The 22,577-nt window shown below is 64.5% G+C and carries 23 protein-coding genes and 1 tRNA gene; 4 read left to right on the top strand and 20 right to left on the bottom strand.

Going from position 1 to position 22,577, the window contains the following annotated elements:
- Positions 1-12: 12 nt before the first annotated feature.
- From C5N93_RS13155 to ybgC, 15 genes are all read right to left on the bottom strand, one after another.
- Positions 13-1,188, bottom strand: coding sequence for an SfnB family sulfur acquisition oxidoreductase (locus C5N93_RS13155; RefSeq protein WP_242559695.1), 1,176 nt, complete (start codon positions 1,186-1,188; stop codon positions 13-15).
- Positions 1,189-1,448: 260 nt separating this feature from the next.
- Positions 1,449-2,777, bottom strand: coding sequence for an SfnB family sulfur acquisition oxidoreductase (locus C5N93_RS13150; protein WP_242559594.1), 1,329 nt, complete (start codon positions 2,775-2,777; stop codon positions 1,449-1,451).
- A 51-nt stretch (positions 2,778-2,828) separates the two neighbouring features.
- Entirely contained in the window at positions 2,829-3,491 is a 663-nt protein-coding gene (locus C5N93_RS13145) for a methionine ABC transporter permease (protein ID WP_242559593.1), read from the bottom strand.
- Positions 3,463-4,641 carry an ATP-binding cassette domain-containing protein gene (locus tag C5N93_RS13140; RefSeq protein ID WP_242559592.1) on the bottom strand — a complete coding sequence of 393 codons (1,179 nt, stop codon included), beginning with the start codon at positions 4,639-4,641 and terminating at the stop codon, positions 3,463-3,465. The genes C5N93_RS13145 and C5N93_RS13140 overlap by 29 nt, the downstream gene beginning before the upstream one ends.
- A gap of 34 nt (positions 4,642-4,675) precedes the next feature.
- Entirely contained in the window at positions 4,676-5,482 is an 807-nt protein-coding gene (locus C5N93_RS13135; protein WP_242559591.1) for a MetQ/NlpA family ABC transporter substrate-binding protein, read from the bottom strand.
- Between the two features lie 65 nt (positions 5,483-5,547).
- Positions 5,548-6,366 (bottom strand): MetQ/NlpA family ABC transporter substrate-binding protein, encoded by an 819-nt coding sequence (locus tag C5N93_RS13130; protein WP_242559590.1) that lies wholly within the window; start codon positions 6,364-6,366, stop codon positions 5,548-5,550.
- 411 nt (positions 6,367-6,777) lie between these two features.
- Positions 6,778-6,853, bottom strand: a tRNA-Lys gene (locus C5N93_RS13125).
- Between the two features lie 106 nt (positions 6,854-6,959).
- Entirely contained in the window at positions 6,960-8,075 is a 1,116-nt protein-coding gene (locus tag C5N93_RS13120; protein ID WP_242559589.1) for a YeeE/YedE family protein, read from the bottom strand.
- A gap of 321 nt (positions 8,076-8,396) precedes the next feature.
- Positions 8,397-9,140 (bottom strand): tol-pal system protein YbgF, encoded by a 744-nt coding sequence (gene ybgF, locus C5N93_RS13115; RefSeq protein ID WP_242559588.1) that lies wholly within the window; start codon positions 9,138-9,140, stop codon positions 8,397-8,399.
- Positions 9,141-9,150: 10 nt separating this feature from the next.
- Positions 9,151-9,651 (bottom strand): OmpA family protein, encoded by a 501-nt coding sequence (locus C5N93_RS13110; RefSeq protein ID WP_242559587.1) that lies wholly within the window; start codon positions 9,649-9,651, stop codon positions 9,151-9,153.
- Positions 9,652-9,681: 30 nt separating this feature from the next.
- Complete coding sequence (tolB, locus tag C5N93_RS13105) at positions 9,682-10,974, bottom strand: Tol-Pal system beta propeller repeat protein TolB (protein ID WP_242559586.1); 1,293 nt, start codon at positions 10,972-10,974, stop codon at positions 9,682-9,684.
- Positions 10,975-11,075: 101 nt separating this feature from the next.
- A complete protein-coding gene (tolA, locus tag C5N93_RS13100) occupies positions 11,076-12,122 on the bottom strand; it encodes a cell envelope integrity protein TolA (RefSeq protein ID WP_242559585.1) in 1,047 nt (348 codons plus the stop codon).
- Positions 12,119-12,553, bottom strand: a complete 435-nt coding sequence (gene tolR / locus C5N93_RS13095; RefSeq protein ID WP_046291400.1) for a protein TolR — start codon at positions 12,551-12,553, stop codon at positions 12,119-12,121. Before tolR ends, tolA begins: the two co-directional genes overlap by 4 nt.
- A 21-nt stretch (positions 12,554-12,574) precedes the next feature.
- On the bottom strand, positions 12,575-13,249 hold the full coding sequence (tolQ, locus tag C5N93_RS13090) for a protein TolQ (protein ID WP_044455157.1): 675 nt from the start codon (positions 13,247-13,249) through the stop codon (positions 12,575-12,577).
- 39 nt (positions 13,250-13,288) lie between these two features.
- Entirely contained in the window at positions 13,289-13,771 is a 483-nt protein-coding gene (ybgC, locus tag C5N93_RS13085; protein WP_242559584.1) for a tol-pal system-associated acyl-CoA thioesterase, read from the bottom strand.
- A 287-nt stretch (positions 13,772-14,058) separates the two neighbouring features.
- Between ybgC and C5N93_RS13080 the strand changes: the two genes are divergently transcribed.
- Positions 14,059-14,976 carry an NAD(P)-dependent oxidoreductase gene (locus C5N93_RS13080; protein WP_069341797.1) on the top strand — a complete coding sequence of 306 codons (918 nt, stop codon included), beginning with the start codon at positions 14,059-14,061 and terminating at the stop codon, positions 14,974-14,976.
- 324 nt (positions 14,977-15,300) lie between these two features.
- Positions 15,301-16,059, top strand: coding sequence for an IclR family transcriptional regulator (locus C5N93_RS13075; protein WP_242559583.1), 759 nt, complete (start codon positions 15,301-15,303; stop codon positions 16,057-16,059).
- A 111-nt stretch (positions 16,060-16,170) separates the two neighbouring features.
- Here C5N93_RS13075 and C5N93_RS13070 read toward each other — a convergent pair whose 3' ends face one another.
- From C5N93_RS13070 to C5N93_RS13050, 5 genes are all read right to left on the bottom strand, one after another.
- On the bottom strand, positions 16,171-16,806 hold the full coding sequence (locus C5N93_RS13070) for an SRPBCC family protein (protein ID WP_242559582.1): 636 nt from the start codon (positions 16,804-16,806) through the stop codon (positions 16,171-16,173).
- The gene (locus tag C5N93_RS13065; RefSeq protein WP_242559581.1) at positions 16,775-17,305 is read right to left on the bottom strand and encodes an ACT domain-containing protein; all 531 of its coding nucleotides are present in this window, start codon (positions 17,303-17,305) and stop codon (positions 16,775-16,777) included. Before C5N93_RS13065 ends, C5N93_RS13070 begins: the two co-directional genes overlap by 32 nt.
- Positions 17,306-17,495: 190 nt before the next feature.
- Complete coding sequence (locus C5N93_RS13060; protein ID WP_242559580.1) at positions 17,496-18,158, bottom strand: phosphoribosyltransferase family protein; 663 nt, start codon at positions 18,156-18,158, stop codon at positions 17,496-17,498.
- 144 nt (positions 18,159-18,302) lie between these two features.
- The gene (locus C5N93_RS13055) at positions 18,303-19,064 is read right to left on the bottom strand and encodes a sulfite exporter TauE/SafE family protein (protein ID WP_242559579.1); all 762 of its coding nucleotides are present in this window, start codon (positions 19,062-19,064) and stop codon (positions 18,303-18,305) included.
- A 139-nt stretch (positions 19,065-19,203) separates the two neighbouring features.
- Positions 19,204-19,923 carry a phosphatase PAP2 family protein gene (locus C5N93_RS13050; protein ID WP_242559578.1) on the bottom strand — a complete coding sequence of 240 codons (720 nt, stop codon included), beginning with the start codon at positions 19,921-19,923 and terminating at the stop codon, positions 19,204-19,206.
- 363 nt (positions 19,924-20,286) lie between these two features.
- Between C5N93_RS13050 and C5N93_RS28440 the strand changes: the two genes are divergently transcribed.
- Positions 20,287-21,918: a restriction endonuclease gene (locus C5N93_RS28440; protein WP_242559577.1), complete on the top strand. Its 1,632-nt coding sequence runs from the start codon at positions 20,287-20,289 to the stop codon at positions 21,916-21,918.
- A gap of 209 nt (positions 21,919-22,127) precedes the next feature.
- Complete coding sequence (locus C5N93_RS13040; RefSeq protein WP_242559694.1) at positions 22,128-22,535, top strand: DUF2501 domain-containing protein; 408 nt, start codon at positions 22,128-22,130, stop codon at positions 22,533-22,535.
- The last annotated feature ends 42 nt before the right edge of the window (positions 22,536-22,577 follow it).

The raw sequence follows: 22,577 nt of genomic DNA, 5'->3' as shown, positions 1-22,577 counted from the left end.
GCGTCTCCGGCGTCAGATCGCCCCGTGGCGCGGCGGACGCACACCGTTGAGGACATAGTTGCCCACGGCGTGGTACTTCCAGCGCACCGGGTCGTGAAGGGTGTGCGTGCGCGCGTTGCGCCAGAAGCGGTCGAGGCCGCGCTGGGACGACGTGGCGCTCGTGCCGGACAACTCGAACAGCTTGGTGCTCGCCAGCAGGCTGGCCGTGGTGCTCAGCGCCTTGGCCTGGGCGACGGCGACGGAGGCAGCCGCCACGCTGTCTTCGTCTGGCGCGAGCTGGGCGGCGTCCACGGCGCGCGCAGCGCGTGCGACGAGGGCGTCGGCAGCGCGTAGACGCACGTGCACGTTACCGATCTGTTCGAGCAGCAGCGGATCCTGCGCGGCGCTCTGCACGCCCGAATCGATCCACGGTCGTGCGTGATCGCGGATGAACGGCAGCGTGGCCTGCAACGCGCCATGGCCGATGCCCGCGTCGAGCGCGGCATGGATGATCTGCGCGAACGGGCCGATGGTCGTTGCCCGCTCGAACGACGCGGTGAACGGCACGACCCATTCCGGTTCGACGCGCACGCGCGAGAATTGCACCGACCCACTGCCGGTGACGCGCTGGCCGAACCCATCCCAGTCGTCGGTGATCGTCACGCCCGGCGCGGTGCGTGGTACGAACACCAGATAGGCGCGCTCGGCGCCGTCTTCCTGCGTCACGGCCAACGTGGGAATCCAGTGCGCGTAAATGGCGCCGGTGCAATAGAACTTCTCGCCCTGAACGAACCAGCCGTCGGACTCGCGCAGCAATTGCGTGCGGCGCTTGTAGTCGCGTTGCCCGATCTCGGCCAGCGCATTGCCCAGTCGCTCGCCGCGCAGCACGCGATCGTAGAAGAAGGCCTTTTGCGACTCGGTGCCGCCAACGCGCAGGACTTCGAGCGAGTAGTAGTGGTTCTGCGGGATGTGACCGAAATTGCCGTCGGCCGCCGCGATGAGGTTCACCGCTTGCGTGAGCGTGACGGTGCTCACCCCGGCCCCGCCGTAGGCCTTTGGCACGGTAATGCCCCACAGACCGCTCTGGCTGAACTGCTCGACTTCCTGCCACGGCAGGCTGCGCTCGTGGTCGCGCTTGCGTGCGCCCGGGGCGATGCTGTTCGCGAAAGCGCGGGCGACCTCCAGTGCGTGAGCGTCGTCGCGGATGATCTGCGCCGGTTGCCGTGGGGCAGGGGCTGGCGCCGGACGGTCCGCGCGCCGGTCTGTCGAGGTTGCGCTGGCGGCGCTGCTTTTGCTGCTATCGCCGGTCTGTCTGGATTCGTTAGCCACGCTCTGGAGCTCCCATGTCGATGCGGATGTCATAACGGCTTGCTTGTGTGTCCTGGCGGCTTTGTCGTCGCTCTTGTCGTCTTTGTTGTCGCCTTCGTGGCGCTGTGGTGCAGTGCGGCGGCGTCGAGGTTCTCGGTTGGTCAGTTCCACTGATGACGGCGCGGCGGCAAGTCATTGAGCACGTAGTTGCCGATCAGGTGGTACTTCCAGCGCACGGGGTCGTGCAGCGTATGCACGCGGGCATTGCGCCAGTGGCGATCGAGGTTGTATCTGGCGCGACTGGCCGACGAACCGGCGAGGGCGAAAAGGTGCTCGCTGGCGTTGAGCGCGGCTTCCGTCGTCAGAATCTTGGCTTCGGCCACGGCCACGGAAGCACGCGCACTGATGGCCTCGTCGATGGGATGGGCGGCGAGTTCGTCCAGATAGCGGGCGGTTTCGAGCAGTACCGCGTGAGCAGCATCGACTTCGATCTGTAGCTGGCCGATTTCGTGAATGATGTAGGGGTCGTCGCTCGCGCGCGCGACTCCGGCATCGACCCAGGGGCGGCTCTTGTCGCGCACGAAGTCGAGGGCGTCGGCGAGCGCGCCTTGTGCGATGCCCGCGTCGATGGCCGCCTGAATCAGTTGCGAGACGGGGCCCGAGAGGGTGGGGATGGTCTCGAAGCGCCAGACCGGCACCACGTCGTCCTCACCGATGGCCACGCGCTCGAAGATCACGCCGCCGCTGGCCGTGGTGCGCTGACCGAACGCCTCCCAGTCGTCGATGATGCTGACGCCGGGGGCGTCGCGCCGTGCCCATACCTGCACGGCGCGGCCTGCATCGTCGACCGCACGAAATGGAATCCAGTGCGCGAAGGCGGAGCCCGTCGAGTAGTAACGCGTGCCGCTCACGCGCAGCGTGCCGTCGGCGTCGCGCGTGAGATGCGCGGTGGGTGAGTACAGTTGCGCCGCCTTTGATTTCCGCTCGGGGCCGGCGTTACCCAGACGATGCCCGGCAAGGACATCGGCGAACCAGCGCCGTTGCTGCGCTTCGCTCCCCATGTCGCTGAGGTTCTGCACCACGGCGAAATGGTTCTGCGGGATTTGACCGAGCGACGGATCGGCGGCGCAGATCGTCACGAACAGTTGCGCCAGCGTCTCGTAGGAGGCCTCAAGTCCGCCGTGCCGACGGGGAATGGTGATCGCCCACAGACCGCTGGCGGTGAACTGCTCTATTTCGTCCCACGGCAGGCGGCGCTCGCTGTCGCGCTCGGCGGCGCCGGCGCGAAACGCATCCGCCAGCGTGCGGGCGATGGCGAGGGCTTCGGCTTCGCTGGTGATCCGATGCGGCAGGGTCGGCGGCAACGGCAGACGCGTGAAGACTCGCGGGTGCGATGCTGTCGCAACAGTAGAGGTGTCCGGTGTCGACGGCGTTGCCGGACTTGCGGTCGAAGCGTCGCCCGGGGCGTTCAAGGTGTTCAGAGGGGGCATGGCGTGTCTCAATGCAGGGTCAGGAGGGCGTGCGGAAAAATGCGGCGCGGCTCACCGGCTGCGCAGCCAGTGCACATACCGGTCGCCTGCCGTTTGCACGAGGGTGACGAGCAGAATCAGGGCAGCGATCACGATGAGCATCACTTGCGTATCGAAGCGCTGATAACCGTAACGGATGGCCAGATCGCCGAGTCCGCCCGCGCCCACGGCGCCTGCCATTGCCGAGGCGCTGATCAGGGCGACGAGCGTGATCGTGAAGCCGCCGATCACGCCTGGCAGAGCTTCGGGCAGATACACGTGGCGCACGATGTCCCACTTCTCGCAGCCCATCGCCTGCGCGGCCTCGATCAGGCCCGGGTCGACTTCCCGCAGGCTGATTTCGACGATGCGCGCGAAGAATGGCGTGGCGCTCACGGCGAGCGGCACGATGGCAGCCCAGACCCCGATGGTGGTACCGGCCACCAGACGCGTGAACGGGATCAGCGCCACGAGCAGCACGATGAAGGGCGTGGCGCGAAAGCCGTTGACGACGCCGCCGACCACGCGGTTCACGCGCGGCCAGTCGAGAAAGCCGCCCGGCGCGGTCACGATCAGCAGGACCGCCAGCGGCACGCCTGCCGCGAATGCGATGCCGCCGGACACACCGACCATCATCAGCGTGTCGAGCAGCGCGTTCCAGTAACGGTCAATGGAGATGGACAGTGTCAGCGACATAGCCGAGTACCTCGATGTCATGCGCAATGGCCGCAGGCCCGCGCGTCAGGGTTTGCCAGTCCGGTTCGGCAGCGCCGCCGGCAAGCGAGATCAGCAACTGCCCTTGCGCGTGGCCCTGAATGCGGTCCACGCCGCCATGCAGCAGGCGGACGCTGCCGCGCAGTGCGTGGGCAATGCGGGGGAAATCGGGCTCCAGTCCGTCGGCGCCGCGATACGTCAGTTGCAGGATTTGCAGGTGAGCTTGTGCGGGCCGCTCGGTTAGCAGCGCCTGTTGCAGATCGTCGGGCACGCCGTGTTTGAGCGGCGCGAGCAACGCGCGGGTGGCATCGTGCTGCGGCGCGCCGAAGACACGCCAGACTTCACCGAGCTCTGCAATGCGGCCCTGCTCGAGCACCAGCACTCGGTCGGCGATTTCGCGGATGACGCTCATTTCATGCGTGATGAGCACGATCGTGATGCCCAGCTTGCGATTGATGTCGCGCAGCAAACGCAGAATCGCCTGCGTGGTCTCGGGGTCGAGCGCCGAGGTGGCTTCGTCGCACAGGAGAATCTCGGGGCCGGTTGCGAGCGCGCGGGCGATGCCAACACGCTGCTTCTGTCCTCCGGACAGGCGGCCCGGATACGTGCTTGCCTTCTCCGAGAGACCGACCAGCGCCAGTAACTCGCGCACGCGGGCGTCGATCTGCGCGCGGGGCACGCCGGCGACCTGCAACGGCAGCGCAACGTTGTCGTAGACGGTCTTCGCCGAGAGCAGGTTGAAGTGCTGGAAGATCATGCCGATGCGGCGGCGAAGCTGCACCAGTTGCGCGTCCGTCAGCGAAGCGATATCGATGCCGTCGATCCGGACCTCGCCCGCGCTCGGTCGCTCCAGCCGGTTGATCGTGCGCAGCAGACTCGACTTGCCCGCGCCGCTGCGCCCGATGATGCCGAAGATGCTCCCTGACGCGATGTTCAGATCGATGGCGTCGAGCGCGGTCACCGGTCCGGCGGACGACGCGTAAGTCTTCGTCACGCCGCGCAGCGTCACTGCGCCTCTTACGCCCTGCGGCAGGGGCAGGGCGTCCGTCACGACCCGTTGCGGGGTTTGCGCTGCCGACTCATGTACGGGCGGTTCGGCCAAGGTCCGTCTTGCGGTGGCAGTCACACTCATGACGAAGCTCCTTTCGCGTTGGCGGGTGCGTGTGTCATTGCTTGATCCACGACAGCGAGTACAGACGCTTGTCGTTGTTGAACGCCTGATTGACGGTGGCCCGTACGGCGTCCGAGTTCTGGTAGATACGGATGAACTTCTGCACCACCGGGTCGTTGACGCGATCGGCCTTCACGACGAACTGAATCGAGAACTGTGCATCTTCGATGCCCGAGTAGGCCAGCCCGCTGGACGGATCGAACGCCTTGGCGGCGACGATGAAGTGGGGGTAGCCCTGAGCGAGGTCGACGTCGGGCGTGATGCGAACCAATTGCGGACCTTCGACTTCGACGAAGCGCAGTTTCTTCGGGTTATCGACGATGTCGTTGATCGTGCCGAGAAAGCCGACGCCGCTCTTGAGCTTGATGAGACCGACCTTTTGCAGCAGAAGCAGGCCGCGTCCCTGATTGACCGGATCGTTGGCGATGCCGACGGTGCCGCGCTCCGGCACATCGGCGATGCTCTTGTGCTTGAGCGAGTACAGGCCGACGTTGGCCAGAATGCCGGTGCCGGCGCTCGCCAGCTTGTAGCCGTTTTTCTGGATCGCGTTGTTCAGGAAGGGCTGATGCTGGAAGTAGTTGATGTCCAGATCGCCCGAGTTCACGGCAATGTTCGGCGTCGTCCAGTCGGTGAATTCGACGACATCCACGTCGATGCCCTGACGCTTGGCTTCTTTGGCGGCCACGGCAACCGAGTCGCCGTACGCGCCGGGCACCACGCCGATGCGCAGCTTGTCTGCGGCGTGGGCGTTGAGCATGACGAGGGCGGCCAGCGGGGCGAGGAAAACGCGGGAAAGCTTCATGGGTAACTCCGGAAACGAACAGCGTGTGGATGAACGAAGAGGCGGTGCTCTGCCCTGAAGTGCGCTCAGTGTTTCAGCCAGGGGAGGCTGTAGAGTCGCTTGTCGCCGACGTAGGATTCGTCGATCTTGGCCCGCACGGCGGGGGATTCCTGATAGATCCGGATGAACTGCCGGATGCGTGGATCGGCCACGTTATCGGCGCGGGCGACGAATACGATTGCGTATTGCGCATCGTCCACCGTCGAGTAGATCAGGCCGTGTGTGGCGATCTCGGGCTTGCCTGCGGTCACGAAACGCGCCGGATAGCCTTGTGCGAGATCGACATCGTCGAGGGCGCGAACCAGTTGCGGGCCTTCGATCTCTTTAATGTCGAGTTTTTTCGGATTGCCGACGATATCGGCGAGCGTGGCTTTGCTGCCGACGCCGGGTTTGAGGGTGATGAAACCTGCGCGCGCGAGCAGTTGCAGACCGCGGCCCTGATTGACCGGATCGTTGGCCAGCGCGACCGTCGCCCCGTTCTTCAGTGCCGAGAGTTGCTGAATGCGCGTGGAAAACAGGCCGATGTTCGGCAAGACGCCGACGCCGGCCACGGCAAATTTGTAGCCGCGCTCGCGAACCTCGTTATCGAGATACGCTGTGTGCTGGAAGTAGTTCAGGTCGAGGTCGCCGGAGGCCAGTGCGACGTTGGGTGTCGTCCAGTCCGTCATTTCGATGACGCGCACGTCCAGCCCCTGCTTTCTGGCCTCCTTCGCTGCGACTTCCAGTGTGTCGCCGAGCATGCCCGGGTTGGTGCCGATACGCAGCGGTTGTGCGTGTGCAGTTACGATGGACGCGAGCGTCAGCAGAAGAGAAAGCGAAAATCGCCGCAGTGTGTTTGCGCGCATGATCCGACCAGGAAGAAAGCTCCGACAACGGCATAAGGAGAGTTCCTGTATCTGGATCACCCGTGCCCCGAGAGGGTATTAAAACCCTGCGGGATCGCGCGGACTACCAAGCAAAAATGGTATGCATATGCAGATCTGGTATGTGGCGCAAGTGGCTGTCGCGGAAGGATTTTTTGATGAATTTGCACGTTGTCTGCCGTCTATGTACGGTGACGTGCGTATCGGGATGCCTGACGAGCTGCGCGAAAAAATGCGCAATCTGTTGCTGCGCTGCGTAATTTCGGCCACGGTTTGCGGTGCCGTCATATCTGACGGCGCACAGAGCAAGGCGACGGGCTCGCCAAAGGAAGGATGCTCAATTCGCGCGGAAAATAAAAAGGGGTTAGCCGAAGCTAACCCCTTGAATTCGTTTGGTAGGCCGTGCAGGATTCGAACCTGCGACCAACGGATTAAAAGTCCGCTGCTCTACCAACTGAGCTAACGACCCAACGAAGAAAAAGATTATAGCGTCGCAGTCGTTATAGTGTCAAGACTTCTGTGACGCAGATGTGTCCGTTTCCGGGGCTTTTCACGCGGTTGCGCGCGAATTTTGCTCAAACGCTGCGCTCAATGCGCCACATCTGATACTTGAACGCGCAGACGCCGCCCGCCAGAATCGCCGCAATCGCGACGAACGACCCGACCGCCAGCGTCGATACGCCCGACAATCCCTGACCCACGGTGCAGCCCAACGCCGTCACACCGCCAAAACCCATCAGCACGCCACCGACCATGTGGTTCGCCGTGTCTTCCGTTCCCTGAAAACCTTCCCAGCGGAAGTTGCGCGACACCAGCGCGTACACGAACGATCCGGCAATCACGCCCAGCACGCTCGAAATCCCCAGCGTGATGACATTGCTCGTGTCGCTCCACATCATCAGCCAGTAGAGCGTGTAGGCCAGCGGCGAGACGAACGACAGGGCTTCCATCTTGCCCGAGTTCGTCGCAACGAAACTCTCTTCGAGCGTGTTCGGATTCTCCGCCACGTAACCGATCTTGCCCGACACATACCAGAGCGCGACGATGATCGCACCCACGACCAACCCGCCGAGCCAGTTGTCGAACGTCCAGAACTCACGACGCACGACAGCCGCAATCACGAACGCGCCGCCGATTACCAGACCGAGGATGAGCTGCGCGCGGTGCACATCGCCACCGAACAGGCCCCCCAGCAACGTCGGCAGATCCTGCGACGTGGCGAATGTCGTTTGCACGCTGTCGAGCGCCGCAACACGGAAGACGGCGAACAAGCCCTTGAGCGTCATGTACGCCGATACGCCGATCATCACGAAGACGAGCAGCGACTTCAGATTACCGCCGCCGATCCGCACCAGTGTCTTGCTGCCGCATCCGGAGGCCAGCACCATACCCACGCCGAAACACCATCCACCGACGAGATACGACAGCCACGTGAAGCGCGGCGTGGTGTAAATCGCCTTGACCGGATCGATGATGCCGAGCGACGCCATGACGCCGGTGCCGATGGTGGCGACACCGATGGCCAGCCACCACATGCGCATGCGGTTCCAGTCGCCGATGTTGACGATATCGGAGAGCGCACCCATCGTGCAGAAGTGCGTGCGCTGGAGCACGGCACCGAACACGAAGGCCAGGCCGAAGGTGAGCCACACGACAGTGTGGGAGAGGGCGGTGAGATCGACGTCGGTCATGAGGCGAGAAGACGATAGCGGCCGTGCCCGGCCGTTCGATGCATTGTCGCGGGCAGCGGGGCGCCGCCGGCTTTGTTGTGATCAGACGTGCCGCGCAGCCAGTGCACGATCACATCGCGGGTGCGGTCGCCGTGACGTGCCGGCGACTGTGCGCCCACACGCATCCCCTGAGACGCCGCGCCTCGAACGTTTGGAAAGTCCGTATTCTACTTGAGGTCTCGCGAGACGCCAGAAACGACAACGCCGCCCAAAGGCGGCGTCGTTCGTTTGACGAGTGACCTCATACGGAAGATTGGTTCGCGCAACCTCCCGCAGGGCGTCTTACTTCAGCTTGGCCGCACGCTTCTTGGCCTCCGCTGCCGATTCGCTGTCCGGGTACCGGGCCACCAAATCCTGCAACGTTTTCTTCGCTGCCGCAGTCTGCCCGGATTCCGCCTGGTTGCTGGCGATTGCCAGCATGGCTTCGGCAGCCTTCGGGCTCGTCGGGTACTTCGTCACGATCCCTTGCAGCGTCGCAGTCGACCCCTTCAGATCCTTGTTGGCGTACTGCGCATTGCCAAGCCAGAACTGTGCTTCGGGTTGATACGGGCTGGCGGGATACTTCGCCGAGAAGGTCCGGAAATCCGTTTGCGCACCCTTGTAGTCACCGTTGCGGAATTTCGTCAGCGCGGCGTCAAAGACATCTTTCTCGCCCGGTTGGACGGTGCCTGTCACGCCGCCGACGGTCATCTGCTGCGGTTCGAATTTCTTCAGACGACCATCGAGGTCGGTGTAGAAATCCTTTTGACTCTGTTGCAGGTTCGCAAGCTGGTTCTTCAGATCCTCGTTCTGGCCGCGCTGGTCGGCCAGATCACGTTGCAACTGCTGGATCTGGTTGTTCAAATCCAGCACGTTGCGCGTGAGCCCCTCGATCCGCTGCTTGTCCGAATCCAGACGGCTGCGGATATCGAGGATCGCTTTGCGCGCCTCGTCGTCGTCGAACAATCCGGCATGCGCGAGCGGGCTCAGCACCGAAGTGCCGAGCGTCACCGCGCAGATCATGTTTTTAAGCAAACGAGACGTCATGACGATTCAATCAATAAGCCAGATCGACGCGACGGTCTTGAGCCCAGGTGGCTTCGTCGGTACCCGTAGCCTTTTCCTTGCCCAGCGACACGGCTTCCATCTGGCTGGTGTTGGCGCCCAGTGCCGTCATGGCCTTCAGCACGGCTTCAGCACGCTTCTGACCCAAGGCCAGGTTGTACTCGCTCGTACCGCGCGGGTCGGTGTTGCCCTGGAGCAGCACGTGACGTTGCGAGTACTTGGCCAGGAAGCCAGCGTGTGCCTGGAGCAGCGGGGTGTATTGCGAATCGACGTTGTACGAATCGAAACCGAAGTACACGCTGCGCTTGGCGAGCGGGCCGTTCGGGTTGTTCAGTTCGTCGGCCGAAGCGTCGACGGGGGCGACGGCGCGGGCGTCGGTCGTGGTCTGACCCTTGTTGGCGTTAGCCTGGTCGTCAAGCTTCACACCCGACGAGCAAGCGGCCAGAGCGGCCAGCGAAGAGATGGCGAGGATATTACGAAGCAGGGAACTCATGTGAGCCTCCGAGTGATGTTGCTGTTGATGTTATTGCATAAAAGGGCCCCAGGAGGGTTCGCGAACTTCCCCTCCCCGAACCTGAAGAATCTGCCGGGTTTGCCCGTCCACCGAGACTGCCGCGAGGACCTTTCGGCCCCCCGATTGCGTTGCATAGAGAATGTACTTGCCGTTTGCGGCAAAACTCGGTGACTCGTCGTGGCTGGTGTCGGTCAGAGCCGTAACATCGCCAGTACTCATATCCTGCACGCACAGCTTGAATCCGCCACCCTGACGCGCGATGAACGCGAGCAACTTGCCGTCGGGACTGATTCGCGGGCTGACGTTGTAACTCCCCTTGAAGGTAACGCGCTGCGCGCCGCCTTCACTCTCGCCACCGGCCGGCATCTTGTAGATCTGCGGACCACCTCCACGATCGCTCGTGAAGAAAATCCATTTGCCGTCCGGGGAATACTGCGGTTCGGTGTCGATCGCGCCGCTGCGCGACAGACGCTTGAGGCCACCGCCGTTGGCGTTGACCTGATAGATCTGCGTGTTGCCGTCACGCGAGAGGGCCACGGCGAGCTTGCTGCCGTCCGGCGACCACGACGGCGCCGAGTTGTTGCCCTTCTCGTTGGCCAGCACGGCGCGGCGGCCGGTCGGCAGATCGTGGATGTACACGACCGGCTTGCGCTTTTCGAACGAGACGTAGGCCACCTTGGTGCCGTCCGGAGACCAGGCCGGCGAGATGATCGGCTCGCGGCTGTTGAGCGCGACGCGCGCGTCCTGACCGTCCGAATCCGAAATCTGCAACTGGTAGTTCGGGCCGTTATGCAGCACGTACGACAGACGCGTGGCGAACACGCCCCGGTCGCCCAGCAGCTTCTGATAGATGTAATCGGCGATCTTGTGCGCGGTCAGTCGCAGGTTCGCCTGCGACGAGGTGAGGGCCAGCCCGCCGAGCGGTTGACCGTTCACGGCGTCGTAGAGACGGAAGCTGACCTGGAAGTTGCCGTTGCCCTGGGGAACGATGGTGCCGGAGACGAAGGCGTTCGCACCCTTGGCCCGCCACGTGCCGAGATCGACCGAATCGTCGACACCGACGGTTGCGCCGCCCGTGTCGATCTGGTTGAAGCGGCCGCTGTTGCTCAGGTCAGCCTTGACGACGGAGACGATGTCCGTCGGCGCGGTGCCCTTGAAGTTCGACACGGCGATCGGGTAGCGGTTGGAACCGACACCCGTGATGTCGACGGTCAGCGGTGTCTGCGCATGGGCGATCGTGCAAGCCGCGGTGAGCCAGGTGGCCACCAGCGCACGCCATGCATATTGACTGGAGATTCGCATGCGTTCGATTGGTCAGTTACGCGGTGCAAGGGGCATTTTTACCACATTCGAATGAAAATGGACTCGCACCGCTCGGTTTTCGTTCCCGTTTGACAACACACTCAGCCTTTCGGGCTAAAGCGCAGGTTGACGCTCGGGGGGGCTTTGCCGTTCGTGTCGCGCGGCAACGGATCGGATTTGGTGATGGCGGCCTGCACGGCGGCATCCCAGGCGGGATTGCCGCTGGACTTGACCAGCTGCATCGAAAGTACGCTGCCATCCGGAGCAAGACGCACTGCAACGACGGCCGTGGGATTGCCCTCGGTGTCGCCGCCATACGCGATATTCGGCTTGACCTTGGCGCGCACGCGATCGGCGTAGCCCGCCGATGCCGTGCCGCCGGCGCCCGAGCCGGTACCGCCTGCCTGCGAGCCCAGACCGTTACCGGTCGCGCCCGGCGTGCCACCTGCCATGCCGCGCAACGAGGCCAGACGGTCGGCGCGTGCCGCATCTGCTGCCTTTTGCGCTGCCGCTTCCTTCGCAGCCTTGGCCTTGGCTGCCTTGTCTTCGGCAGCCTTCTTCTCGGCGTCGGCCTTCTTCTGCGCGTCCGCCAGTTGCTGCTGCTTGAGCTGTTCGGCCTTCTTGGCCTCTTCTTCCTTCTGACGCTTCTGATCGTCAGCCTTCTTTTGATCGGCCAGCTTCTGCTGGCGAGCGGCCTCGTCGGCGGCCTTCTTGCGCGCCAGTTCGGCGGCGGCCTGCTGCTCGGCGAGCTGCTTCTGCTTGAGCGCTTCCTGACGGGCTTTTTCCTGCTGCGCCTCGAGCAGCCGCGCCTGTTCGGCGGCTTGCTGTTCCTGCTTGCGCTTCTTTTGCTGGAGGGCGATGTCGGCGTCTTCGGCCGGCGGCGTGGGGGCGGCCACGGCCGGCGGCGCCGGTGTGGGCGGCGGCGTCACGACCGGCGGGGTCGGTTCGGCCACTTCGGAGGGCGTCCACAACTCCGCTTCGGAACCGGCGGGCGAACTGTTCTGCCAGCGCATGCCGTAGAAAAGCAGCGCGAACAACAGCGCGTGCATGAGCAGCGCGAGGAGGAAAGCCCGCCCCGTGCCGCGTTCGCTATTGTGCGGACCGATGGGACGATCGGGACGGCCCTGACGGGCGACGGTGCGACTCATTTCTGCTTGACGAGCAGGCCCACGCGCTTCACGCCCTGAGCCTTGAGATCGGACATCACGTTCATGACGATTTCGTACCGCACCGACTTGTCGGCGGCGATGACGACCGGCTGATCGGGGTTCGCAGCCTGACGGCCTTGCAGGAACCCGGTCAGATCGCCCGCGCTCATGCGCTGCTCGATGGTGTTCTCACCATCCTTGTAGCGCACCAGCATGCGATTGTCCGCTTCGATATTGACGACCACCGGCGGCGTCTGCTGCTGCGGGCTCGCGTTGGCGACGCTCGGCAGATTGACGATCGACGGCGCGACCAGCGGGGCCGCCACCATGAAAATGACGAGCAGCACCAACATCACGTCGATGTACGGCACGACGTTGATGTCCGCCATGGCGCGACGGCCGCGGCGAGCGTTGCGCATAGAACCTGCCATGTCTCGGCGCTCCCGGAGTGCTTAGTGAATCTGCCGTTGCAGGATGTTGGAGAATTCTTCGATGAAGCTTTCGAAGCGGATCGACAGCCGGTCGATGTCGGTGGCGAAGCGGTTGTAGGCAACCACGGCAGGGATAGCAGCGAACAGACCGATGGCCGTGGCCACCAGCGCTTCCGCAATGCCCGGCGCCACATTGGCGAGCGTGGCTTGCTGCACGTTCGAGAGGCCGCGGAATGCGTTCATGATACCCCACACCGTCCCGAACAGACCAATGTACGGGCTGACCGAACCGACCGACGCGAGGAACGGCAGATTGGCTTCGAGCGCGTCCATTTCACGTTGATAGCAAGCGCGCATGGCGCGGCGTGCACCGTCGAGAATCGCGTGCGGATCGTTCAGACCCTTCTCGCTTGCCTTGATGTATTCGCGCATGCCCGATTCGAAGATGCGTTCGAGCGAGCCCGTCTGATGACGGTTGTTCAGGGCGCTCTGATACAGCGCCTGAAGATCGCCACCCGACCAGAAATCACGCTCGAAGCGCTCGGTCTGGGTGCGGGCGCGCCGGATCGCGAAGATCTTGCGGAAAATATGCGTCCACGAAAGCAGCGAGAGCAGCAGCAGCAGGCCCATGACTGCCTGGGCGAGCACGCTGGCATGCATGACCAGCGAAATGATGGAAAGGTCTTGATCGGGCATGGTGTGGTTATTGACTGACCGGAATTTTTATCCCTGGCTTCAGGCGGCTGCCGGGCGGGCAGACGCCTGGGCCAGGGCGTTGGCCGCCGTGGCGGCCGACTGCATGGCGAGACGAACGTGCGGCGGAATCTTGCCGGGGCGCAACGTCTGCGCGGTCACACAGCCGATTTTGATGCTGCCGCGCGCCAACAGTTCGCTGGTGCCGTCGGGGGCGTCGCGCCAGGCTTCCTGGAGGAAGTCGACGGAGGCGCCGCCAACGCGCTCGATGCGGCTCTTGATGACAACGAGATCGTCGAGGCGGGCAGGGCTCAGGTAATCGAGTGCCGTGGCGCGCACAATAAAGATCATTCCGGTATTGCGGGCCAGTTCAAGTTGCTCGATGCCAAGCGAACGGAGCCACTCGGTTCGGGCCCGTTCGAAGAATTTTAGATAGTTGGCGTAGAAGACGACGCCTCCGGCGTCGGTGTCCTCGTAGTAAACGCGAATTGACCAACTGGTATCAAAATCAGCCATGCCGCGCATTGTATCGGAACGGAGCAGTAACGCCAGTCACGGAAACACAATTTTTCAAACCGGCGGGACAATGAATTGTTTACGAGCGATTATTGAAACCCCAGTGGCGCACCAAACTGGGGCGAAACGTCGCCGATGCCCCGTGTGACGGGGGATTGCGCTGGCGTGGGCACGTGGCCCATATCTATAATGACGGCTCGCAAGCCCCCTGTATTTCAGACGAGACCGCCGTGTGCGCACGACACAGTGCGTGCCCTGCGGCCTCCCACCATGCATCCACCTGCGAGGCCCCTGAATTGACTTCCCCCACAACGCAATCTTCCGCGCCCGTCTCCCTTCGCGTCGCCTTCCTCGGTCTCGGCGTGATGGGTTATCCGATGGCCGGTCACCTGCAACGCGCCGGTCATACGGTTACGGTCTATAACCGCACGGCTGCGAAGGCACAGCAATGGGCCAAGGAATACGGTGGCGCGGCTGCGGCCACGCCGGCCGAAGCGGTGCGCGACGCCGACATCGTCGCCGCCTGCGTGGGCAACGACGATGACCTGCGCAGCATCGTGCTCGGCGAGCATGGTGCATTTGCAGGGATGAAGGCGGATGCCGTCTTCGTCGATCACACCACCGCCTCGGCTGACGTGGCACGCGAACTGTATGCCGTCGCCCGCGAGAAGGGACTGCACTTCGTCGACGCCCCGGTCTCGGGCGGCGAAGCCGGCGCCAAGAACGGCGTACTCACGATCATGTGCGGCGGCGATGCACCGGCGTTCGACCGCGTGGCGGCCACGCTCGGTGCGTACGGGCGTGCCGTCACCCGCATTGGCGAGGCCGGTGCCGGTCAGTTGGCCAAGATGGTCAATCAGATCTGCATCGCCGGTCTGGTGCAGGGGTTGTCGGAGGCGATCAACTTCGGCCAGCGCGCCGGGCTGGATATGCCGCTGGTGCTCGACGTCATCAACAAGGGCGCGGCCGCGAGCTGGCAGATGGATAACCGCGGTCAGACGATGATCGACGGCAAGTTCGACTACGGTTTCGCCGTCGACTGGATGCGCAAGGACCTCGGGCTGTGTCTGGCCGAAGCGCAACGTAACGGCGTTTCGCTGCCGGTCACCGCGCTCGTCGATCAGTTCTACGGCGACGTTCAGGCGCTGGGCGGGTCGCGCTGGGACACGTCGAGCCTGATTCACCGCCTGCGCGTGCTGTCGGGCAAGGCATAAGCCCGTTGTCAGCGCACATCGGCGGGAACCCGCGAAGGCGGGCGGACGGCGGGCGGCAATGTGCCGGCCCCGTCCGCCCGCCTTTGTTTATGCGGCTGAGGTATCAAATATTCGGAATATCTCCGGGTTTGTCTGCAATCGTCGGAATAGACGATTCGCACTAGAATGCGGAAAACGGGACGTCGCGGTGATATGGCGCGGCGGCACGGCGGCGTGGCAGCTTGGGAGCGGGCTGGGGCGGTGGCGTGTCGACGTAGGAGTGTAGGGAGGCCGCCGCGATCGATAACGATCTAGAACACAACTCGAACCCGAGATCCAACCGACATGAGCAATCAGTCGAACGCCGCGGCCGTCCGCGCATTTCGCATTCTGGAAATTCTCAGCGCCTCTGGCGCGCCGATGACACTCGCGGAGATTGTCGCCGCGATCGGTCTGCCCAAGCAGACGGTGCATCGCATTCTCAAACAGCTCGAAGCCGCCTGGCTCGTCACGCGCGAGGCGGGGAGCCGTCACTACGAGCCGTCTTCGCGGGTACGGGCGATGGCCGTCAATGCCCTGATGCACGTGGGGCCGGCGGCAGCACGTCATGCGGTGCTTCAGCAGTTGGTCGACAAGCTCGGGGAAACCTGCAACCTGTCGATGCTCTCGGGCGACGACCTCGTCTACCTCGACCGCGTGGAGACCGACTGGTCGCGCCAGCTCAAGCTGTCGCCCGGCTCGCGTGTGCCGTTGCACTGCACGGCCAGCGGCAAGTTGCTGCTCGCCTTCCTGCCCCGGGCGCGACGCGAAAAGCTGATCGCGCACCTGCCGTTGCGCCCGCGCGCCGAGAACACCATCACCGATCTGGAAGACTTGCGTGATGAGTTGGTCGAGACACGCAAACGTCGCGTGGGGACCAACAACGAGGAGCACGTGCCGGGGATGATCGCCGTCGCCGTACCGGTGATGCTCGATCGCAATCGTGCGTGCGCCGCCATCGCGGTGCAGGCGAGCGCGCAGCACTGCACGCTCGACAAGCTCATGACCTTCCTGCCCGAACTCCGGGACGCCGCCGAGACGATGGCGGCAACCTTCAACGAGTAAGAACGCGTCAGCGATGGCATAGCAGAGGGGCGGACGCCGGCACGATGAAGACTGGGCCGATGCCTGCGCCGCGCCACCGGTGCGCCGCATCTGCGCTACCGCGTGGTTGCGTCACTGCGCCGTCGCTGCGCTCGCGGCACCCTCGCGCGATGCCGGTAACGGTGGAGAGGGATCGGCCGGCGTGAGCGCTTCGAAGATCTGTTCGAGCTGCTTCGCGCCCTGCGCGGATTCGGCACGCATGCGCGGTCCGATGAAAATCGGATCGAGAATCAGGAACAGCAGATTCGGCGTGCGATAGATGAAGTCGCGCTCGAAGCGGGTGCCGGTGCCGTCCGGGGTGATCTTGTAGCGCACTTCTCCCGACGGGCGTCGGTTCATCTCGCCTTCGATACGCCATTCGTACGGCGGCTTCGCCTCGACCACCCGCCAGTGAAGAATGCCGTGACGGCCCGCGAGCCGAAACTCTTCCGCCACTTCATCCCCAAGCTTTAGCGGATGATCGGTTTCGCCTTGCACGGCCAGCGACGCCGGATGCCACTTCGGCCAGTTCGCCGGTGTGGTGGCGTAGTCGTAGACCGCTTGCGGGGGCGCGCGCAACGTGGCCACGCTCACGACGTGGGTCTTGCGCTCGAACGGCAGCGGCAGCAACGAGAGCAGGGCGATGATCGCCACCGTCCCCAGCAGAATCAGGAAGGCTCGCTTCATCGGTGCGCGCTCACGCACCGGCAGGCGAATCGAGTTCGACATCGACCATCAGGTCGTCGGCAAGGCTTTCGAGAATTTCGCGCAGCGACTCGGTGCTCACGCTGGCGGGCACATGAAGCCGCGCGGTCGCACGAAAGAGCGTGCCGCCCGACATCGACCCCTCGACGCATTCCGTCGCGAGTTCGTCGATGGAGATGCCGCGCGTGAAGAGCACGTGAGAGATTTCCTTGACGATACCGGGGTGGTCCTGGCCGACGAGATCGAGCTGAAGCATGCGGGCCGCCGGATCCGCAGCGGCGCTTTGCGCGCGCGTCACGGAGATTTGCAGGCCTTGCGTCTCCAGCCCGTGCATGGCTAGCGTGAGCGCGTCGGCCTGATTGTCCGGGACTTGCAGATGGATGATGCCGGCGAACTGGCCGGCAAGATTGGCGAGACGGCTTTCGAGCCAGTTGGCGCCGGCAGCGGTGGCGCGATCGGCAATGGCATTGACCAGACCGGGGCGATCCGGACCAATCACGTTGAGAATGAGGGACGTCGTCATCACAAGCTCCGTCGAAACTGATGGGCAAGAGGCGGCGCAGGCCGCACGTCAATCCCCGGCGTGGGCCGTGGCGTGCAGCAGGCTCAAGTGTAGTGCAATCGCAGGGTGTGCCGCTACGGCTGGCGTGAGCGCTATCTCTGGTGGGTGCGGTTGGCGACGATGCCCCTCGCCGGCATGGGCCGACGGCGCGTCAGGGGCGGTCCGCCGCCATGGCGAGCAACGCGATGACCGTCGCGTCGTCCGTCTGCGCAAAGTCGCTGTACGCGATGCTGACGGCATAGAACGGTTGCGGGGTTTCGAGGCAGACAACGGCGTCGGCGAGCTTGGCGAGACGGGCGATGGCCTCACGCGCCCCGACCGGCGCACATGCGACGAGAGGCGTCGCACCCAGACGCCGCATCGCCCGCAGCGCCGCTGTCATGGTGGCGCCGGTCGCGATGCCGTCGTCGACCAGCACGACCGGACGCCCCGTCACGTGCGGTGCACCGCGTCCCGGGGTGTAGGCCTGGCGCCGCTGCTGGATCAACGCGCGCTGCCGGGCGCTTTCATGCGAGAGGTACGTGCCGGTCGCGCCGAGCGAGAGCGCATGGTCGGCAAGGAAGATGCCGCCGAACTCATCGACCGCACCGACCGCCAGTTCGGCCTGATGGGGCGCGCGCAGTTTGTGCGCGAGCAGGACGTCGAGCGTGCCATTGAGCTGACGGGCGATAGGCATGGCCACCGGTACGCCGCCGCGCGGAATGGCAAGGACAAGCGGCGGGGCGCAGCGCGCGAGCAGTTCATGGGCGGCGAGGACTTCGGCCAGCGCATTGCCTGCGGCAGCACGATCGAGAAACGAGGCAACGGCAGCCATGGCAAGGGGCGGGGGCAAGCCCGGCGGATGAGTTGGCGAGCGCGGCTGGGACGTTTCCCATCCACAATCGCCATCCTAACGCCGGACCCTGATGCCCGTTTGTGCTTGCTTGTGCCGGTATGCGCTGGCTTGGCCGGGAGACCTTCAGCGCGAGAACAGTTCCGGCACCGTACCGACGAGCAGCGTCACGCCGGAGCAGGCCAGCAGCGCGAGCACCATGCGCCGGAAGGCATGATCCGAGAGGAACTGGTAGGCCCATGCGCCCGCAAGTGTGGGCAGGATCATCGAGGGCACGGCAATGGCGAAGACATGCAGCGTCTGTGTCGTGATTACGCCATGCACGGCGTAGAGCGTGATGGTCAGCGTGTGCATCACGATGAAGAAGATCTGCATGACGGCGCGCTGCATGTCCTTGTCCCAGCCGCGCAGCGTGCACCACAGCGTCGGCACCACGCCCACGAGCCCGCCGATGCCGCCCATCACCCCGCCGACGAAACCGACGACGCCATCTGCCGCGCGTCCGCCGTGTTGAATGCGTGGCAGGCGCGAAGCCAACAAAAGCAGCGTGCAGTAGACCACGAGGATCGCGCCGATGCCGGCCCGGAACCACACCGGATCGAGGTAGCGCAGGATCCACACGCCGACGGGCACGCCGACCAGACCGCAAAGCACGAACGGTGCGAGTCGGCTCAACGGCACGGCGCGACGCGCGGCCCGCAACCCGAGCAACTGACCGATGAGGGAGCAGAAAGCCGCGAGCGGACCCGCCAGCGTGGGCGGCAGCGACCACGCCCAGAAGGACAGGGCGACGAGACTGAAGGCGAAGCCCGACAGGCCTTGCACGAAGCCGGCGATGCAGGCGCCGAGAATCAGGGGAATGAGAGGAAGCGAGGGATCGACGGTCATGGTTTCTTGTTTTCCGCCGACATTATGCGGCGATCCCGTCGCGAGATGAACGGGCGCCGTGCTTCCGATGATGCGTACGGCAGGTGGGTCGCCATGATGGGGCGGCCCACCGCGACCCTATGCACCGCTCATTGACGACTCAGGCGTGATGTCCCGCCTGCCAGCACTGCCACGCCGCCACGAACAATGCGCCTACGGTGATGCCCAGTGCGGCACCCGCCAGGGCGTCGCTCGTCCAGTGATAGGCGGAGGCGAGTTGGCCGAAAGTCGTGAGCGCGATGGCGATCGCGCAAGGCACGCGAAGCACGCGGTGACGCAGCGCGAGCACGGTCGTGAAGGCGAGCATCACGGTGAGGTGTCCTGACGGGAACGACGCATAGGCGTAGTTGCTCGCGAAGAATTTGAACTCGAATACGCCGTCGCGCAGATACGACGGATTCTCATGAATCCACGTGGCGGGCCACGTGCGGCCGAAGACGTATTTCAAGGCCTGCTTCGCCAGGCTGCTCACGCCCACGGCGCCGGCCGCAAGCCACAGCGACACGGCCCACGACGGCAGCCGGCGACGGAAGAACAGCACCGCGCCGATGATCAGAAACGCCGGCCATGCCGCGACGAACAGCGGTGCCGGCAACTCGGCGATGTGCTGAATCCAGGGCGTGCCCTGCGTGTGAGCATGGGCGAAGTCGACGACAGGCCGGTCGACCCAGGGGATGGCAACGAGCGCGAGCAGCAGGCACCCCAGGGCGCTCCACAGGGCGGTGCGCAGACAGGGCGTGGAGGTCGGGTTCGGGGCGGTCCGGGGGGATGGGGGTGTCGGCGGTGTCGGTGACGCGGCGTTCGGAGCGAGTTCAGTCATGACGCGATTTCAGGAAATGGGGGGAATCAACATGCGATGAGCCGGCGTCATGGTAGTCGTCATCGATGCGTGGTGGATGTCCCGATCCCAAAGTCCGGGCGTCCACGCAGCGTTGAGCGCGGTTCGACAGATGAACCGGGCGGCGTGACCGTCGTGCGCATCGTGCGCCGCGGCGATGGCGATTTGATGACGGCGAAGGGCGGAGCGTTGTATGCGCAACATGTCCGGATGTCTTGAGAATCAAAGATTTTTTTGCGGCAAAGTGGGGCAACGTCCTACAATCGTCCCCTACATAAATGTCGGATAGGGTTGGATGGTAGTTCGCGGGACAAAACAAAATCAAAATTGCATGCGGGGGCAGTAGTGAACCGGGGATTCGAGAGCATCATCGATCGACTGGCGCGCGAGTTCTGGCGCGCCGCGCACTTGCGCGAGCAGCAGCACGCGCAATCGCAGGCGCGTTCGCTGGCGGAAGTCCGTGCGTTGGATCAGGCGCAGCGCGCCTGGGAAGAAGCGCCTGCGGGCGACGCGGCGGCAGGCGAGCGTCTGCATCTGGCCTGGCGTCAGGCGGAGGCGGCTGCGCAGGGCGCTCGCGCCAGGTTCGAAATGGCGAGGCTGGAGCGTTTGCTGGCCGACGGCCTTGCTCGCGACCTGCGGATTCCGCCGGCCGATCTGCGGGCGCGCAACACGCCGCCGGTGCTCGACACGCGCCATCTCCCGAAAGTCCTGCCCAAACCCGAGTGGGAAGCCTTTGCGCCCGAAAAGCCGGGGCGGTTGGCGCTGGCCATGCCGGGAGCGTCTGGCCGTTATGAGCAGGCCGTCGCCAAGGCGCGCAGCGAATTCGTGCATACCGAACGGGAGTACGAAGCATCGAAGATCCGTCGCACGCAAGGATCGATGATTCTCCAGATCGCGCAGCAAAAGGCCACCGAGGCTGCGCGCGCCGAGAGTGCGCGTCACAACGCGGCGGTGGCCGACTTCGAGGGCGCTTTGCTGCGCGGCGAAGCGGCGGCCGTGACCGGCTATGCCCGCATCGTACTCAGCCGAAGCCCGTATCCGGAAGCCTTCACGCAGACACTCGCCGCGCATTACGTCGAGACACACAAGTTGCTGGCCATTGGCTACGACGTGCCGACGCTCGATGCCGCCGTGCCCATTGCCCTCGACTACCACTACAACGCAGCGGACGCGACCGTGCAAGGCGTGCCGGCGGGTGAGGCCGGAGCGTTGGTTCGCGCGCAGGTCTATGCCAGTGCGTTGCGCCAGATCGTGTTGCGCTCGCTCCATGAATTGTTCTTGGCCGACCCGCTGCGTCACGTGGGCGCCATCGTCTTCAACGTGTATGCGAGCGACGGGGGCGAGCGTGTCTGCCTCGCAAGCGCGCACGTGGCGCGTGCCGACTTCGCCGCCCTCGTGCTGACGGAGGGGGACGCTGCGACACATCTGGCGACGCTCGGCGCACGGGTGTCGACGCGTCCCGAAGCGTTGCTCGCGGTGACGCCGGTCGCGGGCGTCGACATGACGCAGGTCGTCACCGATGCCGACGTCGCCGTCGATCGCCGCTTCAATCTGATGACGCTCAGCGACAAGGATTTCACGCAGGTGATGTTCCACCTGCTGCGCTCGCATGGCTTCGAAGGTCCGCCACTGTTGCCGGGCGAGCAGGAGGGCATGCTGACCTGCCGCGCGTGGGATCCGCATCCGATTTTCGGGGGCGATGTCGTCGTCCAGATCTTCCGCGTGATGGACCGCACGGCGCGACTGGAGATCGCGGTGGCCCGCGCCATGCTCGCCGAGATGCAGCAGATCGGCGCGGCGCGCGGCATGCTGATCACGACCGGCGAGTTCGACGAGGGCGTCGAGGAGTTCGCACGCGACCGGCGCATCGAACTGCTCTCCGGCCATCATCTCGTATTCCTGCTCAAGGAAAATGCCGGGGTCGACGCAAGCGTCGTGATACCGGAGACGATCGATACGACTGCCGTCCTGTTTTGAGGGATGTCCGGGTTGCGTGATGGGCGGCCTGCTATAGTGGTCCGACCTGACCCCACGTCATTCACATCACGGAGGATCGTATGTCCCGAGGCATGGAATGCAAGGCACGCACCGTCAACCCGACCCGCACCGGTTTCACTCGAAGGGCACGGACAGGTGCACGGATAGGGGCGATCGGCTTCGCGCTGGTAACGGCGCTGGGCGTGCCGATGTCGGCGCACGCCCAGCTCGATCTGCTGAAGAACGCCGTTGGTGGTGGCACCTCGGGCGGTAGCGCCGGCGGGCTGCCGGGCGGGCTGGGCGGGCTGGCGTCGTCGGGATCGCTGACGTCGAGCAGCATCGGCAATGCGACCGGCGTGCTCCAGTTCTGCATCAAGAACAACTATCTCGGTGGCGCGAATCTCAGCTCCGCGACCGACGTGAAAGACAAGTTGCTTGGCAAGATCGGCACGCAGTCTGGATCGGCTGCCGCCAGCCCCGGGTATCTCGACGGTGTCAAAGGCATGCTGTCGTCGCCGGACGGCAAGACCGTCGACCTGAACGGCGGTGGCCTCAAGGAACAGCTCACGCGCAAGGTCTGCGACAAGGTGCTCGATCAGGCCAAGTCCTTCCTCTGACGACGGGCATCACGCCCGATGAGACGGGCCACGCCGGTGGTC

Origin of the sequence: Pandoraea sp. LA3, assembly GCF_022696215.1 — a bacterium.
Classification (GTDB): Bacteria; Pseudomonadota; Gammaproteobacteria; order Burkholderiales; family Burkholderiaceae; genus Pandoraea; species Pandoraea capi.
The sequence above is the reverse complement of the archived record's forward strand: the minus strand, read 5'-3'. Positions and strand labels throughout refer to the sequence as shown.